Origin of the sequence: Actinoplanes sp. NPDC089786 (assembly GCF_040684855.1) — a bacterium.
Classification (GTDB): domain Bacteria; phylum Actinomycetota; class Actinomycetes; order Mycobacteriales; family Micromonosporaceae; genus Actinoplanes.
This window is the reverse complement of the sequence record NZ_JBFBGU010000022.1, coordinates 138,021-151,075: the sequence shown is the minus strand read 5'-3', so window position 1 is coordinate 151,075 and position 13,055 is coordinate 138,021. Positions and strand designations below refer to the sequence as shown.

Sequence of the window (13,055 nt, the reverse complement as noted above, 5' to 3'; positions counted from 1 at the left end):
CCGCATAAGTCACCGCTTCAACCAAGACCCATCCCACGCCGCTTCGCGCCGCGGGATGCTGCCGCGTATCTGGTCACGGTCGATTTTCGAGTTAGTGTCCTGAGTCGTTGATTCGTTGGCAGTATGCGGCGAGTGTTTGGAGGAAATTCAACCTGTGCGGTGCCGACCTGCGGAACATCGACCTGACTGATCTGCCGCGTGATCGGGTGGTGATCGACGATGAAACACTCCTCGACCCGGCGCCGCCGGAATGACCGGCTTACCCGAGGGCCTGCATCACGGGGCTGAAGAGGTGCTCGCGGACGCCGGGCAACGAGTCGGCTCCGCGCAGCATCACGGCGGTTGTTCTGAGCGGCGGGACGCCGAGGCCGGTGGCCCAGGCCCGCAGGTCGGACCGGTGCTCGTCGAGGTCGAGGCGTAGCGGGCCGTCGATCGTGCGGGCGAGATCGGCGATCAACATGCGCGCCTGCGCGGGATTCGCCGCGACCACCGGGCCGACCCCGGTTGCTCGGACCGGACCATATCGACACGATCGCGCGGATCTCGTACCTGGCGATCACGCTCTGGGGTCTGGGCCGGTATCCGGAGGCTCTCACCTGGCCGCGCAAGGCGGTCGCGGCGTCCGAGCGGGTGCTGGGCGGGCGGCGATCATCCGGACACCCTGCGGAGCGGCCACAACCTGGGTGTCGGCTATCGCGAGACCGGCCGGCACGCGGCGTCGGCCGAGCTGCTGACCGACACCCTGAGGCGCTCCGGCCGGGTGCTGGGCATCGACCATCCGGCCACGCTCCGGTGCCGGGCCGGCCTGGCCGAGACGTACCAGCGGATGGGACGGAACCAGGATGCCGAGACGATCCGGGCCGGCGGCTGGGTGACGGCCTAGCATTGGCCCGGACACCGACGGCCGACGGCAGGGGCGAGCATCGTGCGCGAGGGCTTCAACGGCGAGTTCGCCCAGGTCGGCGGCACCCTGGTCACCATGGCCAAGGCCATCCGCGAGGCGATGCGGCAGGCCAGCAGCGCCCTGCTCGGTGCCGATCAGACCCAGGCCCAGCAGGTGCTGATCCGCGACGAAGAGATCGACGTGCTGCACCGCGTCCTCGAGGACCGGGTGTACGACCTGGTCGGCCGGGCCCAGCCGGTCGCCGGTGACCTGCGGATGGTCATGATCGCGTTGCAGATCGCGGCCGATCTCGACCGGATGGGCGGGCTGGCCGCCCACGTGGCGCGGGCCGTGCTGCGCCGGCACCCGTCGCCGGTGGTGGTGTCCGAGCTGGTCGAGCTGTTCCGGGCGATGAGCGCGGTGGCCGACGAGCTGGCCGCCAAGATCGTGGTGGCGCTCGCCGAGAACGACGCGGTGCTGGCCGCGGGGCTCGAGCGCGACGACGACGCGATGGACCAGCTGCACGGCGAGCTCTTCGCGGCGATGCTCAGCAAGGAGTGGCCGCTGGGGGTCGAGCCGGCCATCGACGGCGCCCTGCTGGGCCGCTTCTACGAGCGGTACGCCGACCACGCCGTCAACGTCGGCCGCCACGTCGTGTCCCTGTCCCGGCTACGCGTCGGTGCGAGCGCGGAGTAGACCTCGGCGCAAGCCCCGGAGTAGGCGTCGGCGCGAGCGCGGAGTAGGCGTCGGCGCGAGCCCGGAACGGCTGGTGGTGGTGCCGGTGGGCGGCTGAGGCGTAACGTCCGTCTGGGCTGTCGGGAATGGAAGGACACGGTGACCGCGATCTTTGGTATGCCGCCCGGGTCGTTCTCCGATCTCGAGGTGGTGTCGCAGCTCGGCCGGGGCACCGAGACGGTCGTCTACCGTGTTCGCCGGCAGGGTGGCGAGTACGCCCTGAAGCTGCTGTCCACGGCCGATCCGGAGCAGGCCCTGGCCGACGTCCGGCGCGAGGCCGCGCTGCTCGGCAGCGTCGGCCATCCGCTGCTGCCGCGGATCTACGAGGTCGGCCGGACCACCGCGGGCCCCTACCTGATCCTCGAGTACATCGACGGCCGCCCGCTCTCCCAGGCGTTGCGCCGGGGCCGGCTGGACCAGGCCGCCGCGGTCCGGCTGGCCATCGACCTGGCCGGCCCGCTGACCGCCGCCCATCACGCCGGCCTGGTGCACCGGGACGTCAAGCCGGACAACGTGATCATGGAGCCGGACGGGACCGGCCGGTTGATCGACTTCGGGCTCGCGGCGCGCGGCGGGGCCCAGGACGACCGGGTCACCGGCACGCCGCGGTACAGCCCGCCGGAGCAGACCGGGATGCTGAAGCGCCCGGTCGACGGCCGCTCCGACCTGTACGCCCTGGGCGCGCTGCTGTACGAGTCGGTCACCGGGCAGCCGCCGTACCGGGCCGACGACGCCGGCGAGCTGATCCGCCTGCACGCCACCGCCCCGGTCCCGGACGCGCGGGAGATGTCGCCCGACCTGTCGCCGGCCCTGGCCGCGATCATCGCCACGCTGATGGCCAAGGACCCGGACGACCGCTACCAGAGCGGCGAGAGCCTGCTGGCCGACCTGCGCCGGCTGGCCGCCGACCCGGGCGCCCGGCTCACCCCGGCGGCCGACCGGCACGTGTCCCGGCCGGTCGGCCCGGACCGGATGGTGGGCCGCGACCAGGAGATGATCGACCTGATCAACCGCTGGTTGAAGGCCCGGTCCGGCGCGGGCGGGGCGGCGGTCGTCGAGGGACCGGCGGGCGCGGGCAAGACCCGGTTGGTCCGCGAGCTGACCACCGCCGTGGCCACCGACGGCGACCTGGTCCTGTACGGCAAGTGCGTCGCCGACGACCCGGTTCCGCTGGCCCCGCTGCGTGGCGCCGTCGAGCGCTTCCTGCGCACGGTGGAGCGGCTGCCGCCGGCCGAGCGGGCCGAGGCGGTCCAGCGGTTACGCCAGGCCGCCGGCCGTGGCGGCCCCCTGCTGCGGACCCTGTCGCCGCTGCTGGCCGACCTGGTGCAGGCGCCCGAGATCGGCGAGCTCGACCGGCACGAGCAGTTCGTCAACGCGGTCGCGGCGTTCCTGATCGGGCTGGCCGACGAGTTCCAGGCGGCCGTGCTGCACATCGACGACGTGCAGTGGCTGGACGGGCCGACCCGGCGGGTGCTGCAACAGATCACCAGCCGGCTGACCGGCACGCCGCTGCTGGTCATCGCGACCAGCCGGGACGGTCCCGGCGACGTGGCGGCGCTCGACCGGTTCGGCGCCGACATGGACGCCACCCTGGACACCCGGCTGCGCCTGGGCCCGCTGTCGCAGGACGCGGTGACCGAGCTGATCGCCGAGCATCTGGGCGCGGTCCGGCTGCCCGACGAGCAGGTGGCCGAGCTGGCCGTGCGGGCCGGCGGCAACCCGTTCACCGTGGTCGAGTACGTGCGCGCGGTGCTCGACGCCGGTCTGGTCACGCCCACCTGGGACGGCTGGCTGCTCGACCGGGCCGGGCTGGACCGCATCGAGCTGTCCGGCGACGCCGTCGACCTGGTCCTGCAGCGCATCGACACGCTGGGCACGGAGAGCCGTCAGCTGCTGGCCACCGGGGCGGCCGGCGGGCGGTGGTTCTCGACCGACATGGCCGCCACGGTCTGTGCCGTCGACCCGCGCCGGGCCCGGGCCCTGCTGGCCGAGGCCGAGTCGCGGCGGCTGGTAACCGCCTCCGGGGCGGACGGTTACCGGTTCCCGCACGACCGGATCCGGGAGGCGCTGCTGGTCGGCCTGGACGATGTGACCATGCGCCGGCTGCACCAGCGCATCGCCGAGGTGCTGGACGAGAGGGCGCCCGGCGATCCCCGCTATGTCTACGCGGTCGCCCGGCACTACGCGCTGGGCGACATCACCAGCCGGCCGCAGCGGGTCTACCTGAGCGGGTACGCGGCCGGCCGGCTGGCGCTGGCCGAGCACGCGCCGGCCGAGGCGCAGAGCTTCCTGGAGGTCGCCGCGCGGGCGGCGGCCGGCGCCGGTGTCACGCCCGAGCCGGCGTTCCTGTTCGCGCTGGGGACGAGCTGCGCGCGTACCGGACGGTTCGAGGACGCGCTCCGCCACCTGGACCACGCCTTGAGCATCGAGCCCGACCAGCTCAAACGGGCCGAGATGCTGGCGCAGGTCGCGCTGGTTCACAACCACGGGTGGAGCCCGGACCGGGCCTTCGACGCGGTCTGCCTGGGGCTCTCCGAGCTGGGTACGCCGCTGCCGCGGACCCGGCTCGCCCTGGCCATGACCACGATCGGCGCGGTGGTCCGGGGGCTGCTCATCGGGCGTACCAAGATGGGTTTCGGCAATGTGCAGGGGCGGCAGCGGGAGCGGTTCCGGTTGCAGGCCGTCCTGCTCGACATCGCGACGTTCGCGCTCTCCATGCGGATGCGCCGGGCGATGCGCGCGCTGATCAGCCTGCGCGCGATCTACCCGATCAACCGGCTCGGGCCCGGCCGGGAGTACGCCCAGCACATGGCCGGTCTCGGCGTCATCGCCGACGTGGCCCGCCGGCCGAAGCTGGCCACCCGGCTGTACGACCGGGCCGCCGCCGTCGCCGCCGGCATCGGCGACCCGGAGCTGGTCGGCTACGTCGAGTGGAAGCGCGGCGCGGGCAGCCACCTGGGCGGCCACGACGACGAGGGCCAGGTGTGGAGCCGGGCGCTCACCGACCACGAGCGGTGGATGGAGCTGGGCGACTACCTGACCGGCGTGTCCACCGTGTGCATGCAGTACTTCAAGCGCGGCCGCACCGCCGACGCCGAGGCCTGGTACCAGCGCGCCCGGGCCCGGCTCGGGCCGGGGGCGGAGGCCGAGGGCGCGGCGATCCGGGCGGTGGCGGCCGTGATCGCCGCTCAGCGCGACCGGCCCGAGGAGGCGGCCGTCCACATCGAGGCGCTGGGCCGGTTCCTGCGCGCCAACCCCGAGAACCCCATGCAGTTGATCAATCTGTACGGGGCCCGGATGGTCGCGCTGGTCGAGCAGGACCGGCTGGGCGAACCGTTCGACCGGCTCACCGCCGAGTTCGCCCAGTACCACCTCAAGCCGAAGTCCATGGTCCCCGAGCAGCGGCTGTACTTCGTCTACGAGGCCCTGGGCCGGCTCGCCCGCTGCCGGCAGGGAACGGCCGACGCCGCGCCGGCCGCCCAGGCCGTCGAGCGGCTGAAGGCGATGGCCGACACCAAGCCGCTGCGTGGTTTCCACCAGGTCGGCCGGGCCGACCTGGAGATGCTCGCCGGGCGGCCGGAGCAGGCGTTACGGGTGCTGGCCGACCTGGAGGTGCGGCTGCTGCCGCTGGACGCGCCGCTGATCTCGTACGAGGCGGCGCGGGTGCGGGCCCGGGCCCTGAACGCCCTGGACCAGCCCGCGTCGGCGGCGCACCACGCCGGGGTGGCCCGGGCGATCGCGGTCGAACAGCAGTGGCCGCAGCGCCTGCGGTGGATCACCGACGAGTTCGGCGCCCCGCAGGAGTCCACGTCCGACCCCGGCCCGCGCCACGACAGCGGCGGCCGGGACACCGGTGACCGGGCCGAGCCGGGCGCCGCCCGGTACCGTCGCCGGCTCAGGGCGTTGCAGCAGGTCAGCCTGGCCTCGGCGACGATCCTGGACCCGCGCGGGCTGGCCCGGGTCGCGCTCGACGAGACGCTGCGCATCCTCGGCGCGGAACGCGCGTACCTCTTCCTTCTCGATCTTGATCTGAACCAGCTCGTGCCGCACGTGGGCCGGGACGCCGAGGGCAACGAGATCCGCGAGCTGACCGGGTACAGCTCCACCCTGGTCGACCGGGTCCGCCACTCCGGCGAGCCGCTCGTGGTGACCGGCAGCGAGGAGGGTGTGGCCCTCGGCTCGCAGAGCGTCCGGGTGCACGGCCTGCGCAGCATCATGATCGCGCCGCTGAAGTTCGACGGGCACCTGCGCGGCGTCGTCTACCTCGACAGCCGGATCGCCAAGGGGGTGTTCACCAGCGACGACGTCGACATCCTCAAGGCCATCACGAACCACGTCGCGGTGTCGCTGGAGACCGCCCGGGCCGCCCAGCTCGAGGTCGCGGTGCAGGCCGCGCGCCGGCAGCGGGACGTGGCCGAGACGCTGCGCGCGGCGATGGCCGACCAGAGCTCGTCGCTCGACCCGGACGAGGTGATGCGGCGGTTGCTGACCAGCCTGACCCAGACCCTGGGGGGCGACTCGGCGGTCCTGCTCTCCTTCACCGACGACGGGACGTTCGTGGTCGCGGCCGCACACGGCCTCGGCGCCGAGGCCGGGACCGTGTTCTACTCCGTACCCTTCGAGCTGCTGGAGCTGGCCGGCCCGCGGGTGGGGACGATGTCGCTGAGCGGGCTGCTCGGCGACGCCCGCATCTGGTGGGCGATCCCGGTGACCGAGCGCGGGGTGCCGGCCGGGGTTCTGCTGGTCGGGGCGAGCCGCGACGACGACATGACCGAGGCGCAGACCCAGATCGCCGCCGCGCTGGCCGGGCAGGGCATGACGGCGTACGAGAACGCCCGGCTCTTCAGCCAGGTGCGGCAGATGGCCACCGTGGACGGTCTGACCGGCCTGCTCAACCGCAACCACTTCTTCGGCGAGGCGGAACGACGGCTGCGCGCGGCCCGGCGGCAGGGCCAGGCGATCGCCGCGATCATGGTCGACATCGATCACTTCAAACGCATCAACGACACGTACGGCCACCCGGTCGGCGACGAGGTCATCCGGGTGGTCGCCGACCGGCTGAGCGACGCCGCGCACGACGACGACGTGGCCGGCCGCTACGGCGGCGAGGAGTTCGCCATCGTGACCCCGCACTGCGTACATGCCGCCGAGCTGGCCGAACGCCTGCGCCGGGCGATCGCCGACGCCCCGGTGCCGACCGCGGCCGGCGGCCTGCCGGTCACCATCAGCGTCGGCCTGGCCTACCTGGCCGACGACGAACCCGACCTGCGCCCGGTCTTCGCGCGCGCCGACGGCGCCCTCTACCAGGCCAAACAAGCCGGCCGTGACCGGGTCGGCATCGCCTGACCCGGCGCCCCCGCGAAGTGGCGCTGCTCACAGGGTGCCCCAGCGCCCCGGAACGGCGCGAGCATCGCGGGGATGGCCACTGCGGGCTTGATCGGACGGGACGACGAGTGCGGGGCGCTCGACCGTCTGGCCGATGACGTCATGGCCGGCCACAGCCGGGTGCTCGTGCTGCGCGGCGACCCGGGCGCGGGCAAGAGCGCCCGCTCGGCCACCTGCGTTCCCGGATCCCCGGCTGGCGGGTCACCGAGGTGGTCGGCGTCGAGTCCGAGATGGAGCTCGCGCACAGCGGCCTGCACCAGCTCTGCGCCCCGCTGCTCGACCACCTGCCCCGGCTGCCCACGCCGCAGGGTCAGGCACTGTCCACGGTGTTCGGTCGGTCCGCCGGCGCGGCGCCGGACCGGCTGATGGTCGGGCTGGCCACCTGTCGCTGCTGGCCGAGGCGGCCGAGCACGGCCCGCTGGCCTGCCTGGTCGACGACGCGCAGTGGCTCGACGACGCCTCGGCCCAGGTGCTCGCGTTCGTCGCCCGGCGGTTGCAGGCCGAGAAGGTCGCCCTGGTGTGTGCGGCCCGCACGCACGACTTCCTCCCGGGCGCGGCCGAACTGCGGATAGCCGGCCTCGGCGTGAGTGACGCGCGCACGCTGCTCCTCACCCGGGTGCACGGTCCGCTCGACGCCGCGGTGGCCGACCAGGTCGTGGCCGAGAGCCACGGCAACCCGCTGGCCCTGCTGGAACTGCCACGCACCTGGCCGGGCGCGGATCTCGCGGGCGGGTTCGGCCTGCCCGGTGACGCGCCGCTCGCGGGGAAGATCGAGCAGAGTTTCGTACGCCGGGCCGCCCTGCTCCCGGCCGACACCAGGCTGTTCCTGCTCGCCGCGGCGGCCGAACCGGTCGGCGACCCGGTCCTGCTGCACCGCGCCGCCGCGACACTGGGCCTCGACCCGGCCGCCGCGCTCCCGGCCGTCGACGGCGGCCTGGTGCGGGTGCACGGCCGGGTCGAGTTCGCCCACCCGCTGGTCCGCTCGGCCGTCTACCGGGCCGCCGGCACCGCCGACCGGTGCCGGGTGCATGCCGCCCTGGCCGAGGCCACCGACGCCGCCGCCGACCCGGACCGGCGCGCCTGGCATCTGGCGCACGCCACCGTCGGCCTCGACCCGTCGCCGGCCGGGTCAACCCGGGCGGCACGCTGCTGTTCGTCGGCGGCACCGGCGCCCGCCGCCCCGCGCCCGGCCTGATCCTCACCTCGGCGATGAGCGTCGCCATGCCGGCCCTGATCGCCGGCCTGGCTCTGGAGATCGCGCCGATCCGGATCAACCTGATCGCCCCCGGTTTCGTGGACACGCCGCTGTCGGCCCGGCTGCTCGGCGACGACCTGGAGCAGCGGCGGCAGCAGTTGCGCGACACCCTCCCGATCGGACGGGTGGTCGGGCCCGAGGACGTGGCCGCGCTGGCCGTGCACCTGATGACCAACACCGCCCTGACCGGCGCGACCTACGACATCGACGGCGGCCAGCAGTACGTCCGCGCCTGATCGCTGGTCAGTGCCGGCCGACCAGGTCGCCGACCTCGGTGCGGGACGAGACGCCCAGCTTGCGCAGGATGTTCGAGACGTGCACGGCCGCGGTCTTCGGGGAGATGTAGAGGCGGCGGGCCAGCTCGGTGTTGGTCAGCCCGTCGCTGATCAGCACCGCCACCTCGCGCTCGCGGGGCGTCAGCGCGGCCGGGCCGGTGACCGCGTCCCGGGCGCCGGACGGGGCCAGGCCCAGCCGGGCCTGCACCTGGGTGAGCTGCGCGACCCGCCAGCCGGCCCAGTCGGCCAGCAGGACCGCGGCCGCCTCGGCCTGCCCGGCGGCCTCGGCCCGCCGGTCGGCCGCGAGCAGGCAGCGGGCCGCGCCGACCCGGACGGTGCCGCGGGTCACCGGCCCGAAGATGTGGGCCTCGGTGATGGACAGGTAGTCGTCCAGCGCCTCGGCCGGCCGGCCGTGCGCCTCGGCCAGCTGGGCGTGGATCAGCGTCCGGTAACTGTCGTAGACCTCGGCGTCGAGCATGGTGGCGGCCATCGCGTCGAGCCGGTCGATCGGCAGGCCGATCTCCATCGCGGCCGAGATCAGGTCGTGGGCCTGCTCGCCGCTGCGCCAGTTCTGCTCGGCCAGCGCGGTGAGGAACTCGTCCAGGGCGGCCTCGGCCCCGGGCAGGTCGGCCCGGCGGCAGGCGAGGTGGAAGACGAGCCCGGGGATCGTCGTCGCCGGGTTGTCGGGCACCTCGGCCAGATCGTCGATCAGCTTCTCGACCCGGTCGAGCTCGCCGGCCTCCAGGTAGAGCCCGGCCAGGAAGACGCCGTGGTAGTCGGCCCAGCGGCCCCGGCGCAGGTAACCGCGGTCGTGCTGGCGCCCCTCCTCGAGCGCCGCGATGGCGCCCCGCAGGTCGCCGGCCCGGATCGCGAGCCGGGCCCGGCCCTGGAAGTACGTGTCGACCGCGAGCGCCTCGAAACCGGCCCGCTCGGCGTCGACCCGCATCCGTTCCAGGATCTCGGCGTGCTCGGCCGGCGAGGCGGGCGGCTCGCCGTGCACCAGGGTGTTGAGAGCCCGGGCGGCCAGCACCCACTCGCCCGCCTTCTCGGCCTCGTCGACCAGGCCGGAGAGGATCTCCCGGCCCTCGGCGGCGCTCTGCGGGCGCTCGGTCAGGGTGGAGCCCTTCTCGACCAGGGCGGCCAGGCGTACGTCGGGCAGATCGAGCTCGTCGGCCAGGGCCAGGGCGCGGTCGGCCCAGAGCAGCGCGGCGTCGAGGTCGTCGCGCAGGTAGGCCGACTGGGCGATCGCGGTCATCGCCCGCGCCTGGTCCGCGCCCGGCGCGAGCTCCGCGATCAGGGCCTCGATGTCGCGGGTCAGCGCGGCCATCTCGCCGCGCTCGCGGGACTCCCAGGCCAGCCGGACCAGCAGGTAGAGCGCCCGGACCCGCTCGGCCGTGGTGGCGGCCAGGTCGCGCCGGCGCCGGCCGTAGCGCAGGGCGTCGTCCAGCAGACCGGCCAGCCACGCCGCGCGGGCCGCGCCGCCCAGCAGCTCGGTGTCGTCCGGCGCCTCCTCGAGACCCATCTCGGCCAGCTGCAAGGCCTGGTAGGCCGAGCCGATCGAGAGGTAGAGCTCGGTGCCCTGGCGGGCGGCGGCGACCAGGTCGTCGTACCGGCCGGCGCCCCGGGCGTGGTGCGCCACCAGGGCCGGGTCGGAGCTCCCGCCGCCGAGCAGCACCTCGAGCGCCGTCTCGTGCAGCCGGCGGCGCTGCCGGCCGAGCATCTGGTCGGCGATCGCCTCGCGCACCAGCGCGTGCCGGAACGCGAACTCGTCCTCGCCCGACTCGACCAGGACGCCGCGGGTGACCAGGTCGCGCAGCACGGCGATGAGCTCGTCCTCGCCGGTGCCGGTGACCCCGGCGAGCAGGTCGAACGGGATGCGCTGGCCGAGCACGGCCGCCGCCTCGGCGACCCGGTGGCTGACCGGTTCGAGGCCGTCGACCTGGCGGCGGAGCACGTCGGCCAGCCGCCACGGCAGCGGCTGCTCGACCAGCGCCTCCACGTCCTGGGCGGGCAGCGCGCGCAGCAGCTCCTCGAGGAAGAACGGGTTGCCGCCGGTGCGGTGGTGCAGGGCCGCCGCGGCGCGCATCGGCGCCGGGGCGCCGATGGCCGCGGCCAGCATCGCCGCGGTCTGTGCGGGGGTCAGCCGATCCAGGCGTACATGCGTGACGGTGTGCCGGCGTTCCATCCGGGCCAGCAGGCCGGCCACCGGATGGCGGTGGGTCACATCGTCCGGCCGGTACGTCCCGATCAGCAGCCGGGCCCCCGGCTGGTCGGCGATCCGCTCGAACAGCGCCGCGCTCTCCGAGTCGGCCCAGTGCAGGTCCTCGAAGACGAGGACGGCGGGCGCGTCGCCGATCAGGTCGGCCAGCACGGCGAGCCCGGTGTGCAGCCGTTCGACCGGGCTGCGGGTCGCGTCGGCCAGCGCCGCGAGCTGCTCCTCGTCCACCTCGGTGCGGCCGGCGATGGCGTCCAGCAGCACCTCGTACGGCCGGGACAGCGAACCCGGCTCGGCCTGGCCGACCAGCACCACCGTGTCGGCGGGCAGGGTGGCCAGCAGCTCGTGCACCAGCCGGGTCTTGCCGATGCCCGGCTCGCCGGCGATGAGCGCGACGGCCGGCTCACGCGCCGCGGCGAGCCGCGCCAACCGGCGCAGCTCGCCCTCCCGCCCGATCATCACCGGGCCGGCACCACCGCGGATGGTTCGCACGAGGTCAGGGTACCGGCGGGCCGGCTCCGGGCCGTCACGGCTCGGCCGGCCTTGCGGGCCTTCCGCGCCTCGCGAGCGGCGGCGAGCAGACGGTGTTTCGCGGACTCCTCGATCAGCTCACGGTGACGGTCGTTCGCCATCGTCAGCCACATGTCCGGGTGCATCAACATGGCCTTCCTCCTTCAACCGGTGATGTATCCATCGTCGGCCGGCGAAGGGGCGGCCACATCGGAGATGGTGACCTATGTTTGCTGGTCAGAGGGGTTTAGCCGGGGCTCTCCGGCGGCCTAGGTATACCTAGGCGGTCTCCGCCGATCGCGTCTCCCGGACGGAGCTTGGCCCGCACCGGATCGTGACTGCTCCGCCCGCCTGACGGCTGCCCCGACCGGCGGCCGCGCCATCTTGTATTGACACAACTGCGGGCCCCCTTGTATTAAGTACCTGACACAAGGAGGAACCGCTTTGTCGCTCGCGTCCCTGCTCGCTTCGGTGGTGCTGATCCTGGTCGCCCTGAACGCCGGCGCCCTGACGGTGATCCGGCTGCTGTGGCCGCTGCGCGTTCCGGCGTGGGTCTGTTCGTCGCCGTGGATCGAGGACGGTCCGCCTCCTGTGTCACCCGCGGCGGCCGCGCCGCAGGCCGGGATGCCGGGCCGCCCGGCCGACCGGGCCGAGCGGTGGCGGCTGGCGGGCATGCTGGCCGGCCTGATCGGCGCCGTCGTGGTCCTCGCGGAGAGCATGTCGATCCGCGGTGTCCTGGTCGCGGCGCCGGTGTTCGGCGTCGGGGTGCTCGTCGGGACGCTGGCCGGCGAGCTGGGGATGCCGGCGCCGACCGGGCAGGTGCGCAGCGCCGAGCTGCGGGTCCGGCGCACCGCCGACTACGTCCCCCGCGGGCTGGGCACGCTCGTGTGCGCCTCCGCGGTCGTCCTGGCGGCGTTGGTAGCGGTGACGACGACCGCCCGCATGCCGGGGCTGCTGAGCGGCCCGAGCGAGGATCCGCGGTGCTACGTCCAGGAGAGCGATTACGGCGTCGGGCTCTGGCCCGGCGTGCAGAACACCGTTCCCGCGCTGTCCGTGGTCCTTGTCGGACTGGTGCTGGCCGCGCTCACGTTGCGGCGGGTGGTGCGGCGACCGCGGTCGGCCGACGTCGTGCGGTTCGACGATGTCTCGCGCCGGCGCTCCGCCGAGGTCGTCACGGCGGCGGCCGGCGTCCTGGTGCTCGCGTCCTGCCTCAGTATCGCGGGTACGGCGGGACTGACGTTGAGGTCCCTCGCGGCCGTCTGCACCGCATCGAGCTGGGCGTCGAACGGCACGCTGCTGTCGATCGTGGCGCTGGCCGCGTTCCTGGCGACCGCGTGGTGCGGCGCGGCGTTGATCCTGCCGTCGGCCCGGCGGATCGGCCGGCGAGCATGACCGACCTGCCCGCTCTCACGGTCGTCGCCACCGATCCGACGCCGCCGTACGAACAGCTCCGGCGCCAGCTCGTCGCGCTCATCCAGAACGGGGTGCTCGTCGGCGGGCAGCGGCTGCCCCCGCTACGCCAGCTCGCGAGCGACCTCGGCCTGGCCGTCGGCACGGTCGGGCGCACCTACCGCGAGTTGGAGTCGGCCGGGCTGGTGGAGTCGCGTCGGGGCCGCGGCACCCGGGTCGTGGACGACCCGCCGCTCCGCTCGGCCGTGGAGTTCCCCTCCCTGCGGCGCGCGGCCGAGGAGTTCGTGCGGCGGGCGAGAGCGTCCGGCGCCGAACGCCCGGCCATCGTCGCGGCCGTGCAGCAGGCCCTGGACGGTCTGCCATGACCGGATAACGCCCTCTTCCCTT

The 13,055-nt window shown here is 74.3% G+C and carries 11 protein-coding genes and 2 pseudogenes; 9 read left to right on the top strand and 4 right to left on the bottom strand.

Going from position 1 to position 13,055, the window contains the following annotated elements:
• Positions 1 to 107: 107 nt before the first annotated feature.
• Entirely contained in the window at positions 108 to 254 is a 147-nt protein-coding gene (locus tag AB0O15_RS39190) for a hypothetical protein (RefSeq protein WP_364330119.1), read from the top strand.
• A 5-nt stretch (positions 255 to 259) separates the two neighbouring features.
• Here AB0O15_RS39190 and AB0O15_RS39185 read toward each other — a convergent pair.
• A pseudogene (locus AB0O15_RS39185) lies at positions 260 to 493 on the bottom strand (GNAT family N-acetyltransferase); the annotation flags it as partial.
• An 11-nt stretch (positions 494 to 504) separates the two neighbouring features.
• Between AB0O15_RS39185 and AB0O15_RS39180 the strand changes: the two are divergent.
• From AB0O15_RS39180 to AB0O15_RS39165, 4 genes and pseudogenes are all read left to right on the top strand, one after another.
• Positions 505 to 651: pseudogene (locus tag AB0O15_RS39180) on the top strand (tetratricopeptide repeat protein); the annotation flags it as partial.
• Positions 581 to 883 (top strand): tetratricopeptide repeat protein, encoded by a 303-nt coding sequence (locus AB0O15_RS39175; protein WP_364330142.1) that lies wholly within the window; start codon positions 581 to 583, stop codon positions 881 to 883. The pseudogene AB0O15_RS39180 and the gene AB0O15_RS39175, both read left to right, overlap by 71 nt.
• 42 nt (positions 884 to 925) lie before the next feature.
• Complete coding sequence (phoU, locus tag AB0O15_RS39170) at positions 926 to 1,579, top strand: phosphate signaling complex protein PhoU (protein ID WP_364330116.1); 654 nt, start codon at positions 926 to 928, stop codon at positions 1,577 to 1,579.
• A 138-nt stretch (positions 1,580 to 1,717) separates the two neighbouring features.
• Positions 1,718 to 6,964, top strand: coding sequence for a diguanylate cyclase (locus tag AB0O15_RS39165; protein ID WP_364330113.1), 5,247 nt, complete (start codon positions 1,718 to 1,720; stop codon positions 6,962 to 6,964).
• A gap of 349 nt (positions 6,965 to 7,313) precedes the next feature.
• Here AB0O15_RS39165 and AB0O15_RS39160 read toward each other — a convergent pair whose 3' ends face one another.
• Positions 7,314 to 7,541, bottom strand: a complete 228-nt coding sequence (locus AB0O15_RS39160; RefSeq protein WP_364330148.1) for a hypothetical protein — start codon at positions 7,539 to 7,541, stop codon at positions 7,314 to 7,316.
• Between AB0O15_RS39160 and AB0O15_RS39155 the strand changes: the two genes are divergently transcribed.
• Together AB0O15_RS39155 and AB0O15_RS39150 are read left to right on the top strand one after the other, a co-directional pair.
• A complete protein-coding gene (locus AB0O15_RS39155; protein ID WP_364330145.1) occupies positions 7,521 to 8,198 on the top strand; it encodes a hypothetical protein in 678 nt (225 codons plus the stop codon). The two genes, AB0O15_RS39160 and AB0O15_RS39155, sit on opposite strands and share 21 nt — an antisense overlap.
• Entirely contained in the window at positions 8,084 to 8,494 is a 411-nt protein-coding gene (locus AB0O15_RS39150; RefSeq protein ID WP_364330139.1) for an SDR family oxidoreductase, read from the top strand. The genes AB0O15_RS39155 and AB0O15_RS39150 overlap by 115 nt, the downstream gene beginning before the upstream one ends.
• A 7-nt stretch (positions 8,495 to 8,501) precedes the next feature.
• On the opposite strand, the gene AB0O15_RS39145 is transcribed toward AB0O15_RS39150, so the two are convergent.
• Positions 8,502 to 11,240 carry an AAA family ATPase gene (locus tag AB0O15_RS39145; RefSeq protein ID WP_364330110.1) on the bottom strand — a complete coding sequence of 913 codons (2,739 nt, stop codon included), beginning with the start codon at positions 11,238 to 11,240 and terminating at the stop codon, positions 8,502 to 8,504.
• The gene (locus tag AB0O15_RS39140; RefSeq protein ID WP_364330107.1) at positions 11,207 to 11,410 is read right to left on the bottom strand and encodes a hypothetical protein; all 204 of its coding nucleotides are present in this window, start codon (positions 11,408 to 11,410) and stop codon (positions 11,207 to 11,209) included. Before AB0O15_RS39140 ends, AB0O15_RS39145 begins: the two co-directional genes overlap by 34 nt.
• Positions 11,411 to 11,702: 292 nt before the next feature.
• On the opposite strand from AB0O15_RS39140, the gene AB0O15_RS39135 reads away from it, so the two are divergent.
• Together AB0O15_RS39135 and AB0O15_RS39130 are read left to right on the top strand one after the other, a co-directional pair.
• Positions 11,703 to 12,650, top strand: a complete 948-nt coding sequence (locus AB0O15_RS39135; RefSeq protein WP_364330104.1) for a hypothetical protein — start codon at positions 11,703 to 11,705, stop codon at positions 12,648 to 12,650.
• Positions 12,647 to 13,033, top strand: a complete 387-nt coding sequence (locus AB0O15_RS39130) for a GntR family transcriptional regulator (RefSeq protein WP_364330102.1) — start codon at positions 12,647 to 12,649, stop codon at positions 13,031 to 13,033. Before AB0O15_RS39135 ends, AB0O15_RS39130 begins: the two co-directional genes overlap by 4 nt.
• The last annotated feature ends 22 nt before the right edge of the window (positions 13,034 to 13,055 follow it).

Excerpts from the sequence above, each read along its gene's own strand:
- AB0O15_RS39140 (WP_364330107.1), bottom strand. The coding sequence starts at position 11,410 with ATGTTGATGCACCCGGACATGTGGCTGACGATGGCGAACGACCGTCAC.
- AB0O15_RS39130 (WP_364330102.1), top strand. The coding sequence starts at position 12,647 with ATGACCGACCTGCCCGCTCTCACGGTCGTCGCCACCGATCCGACGCCG.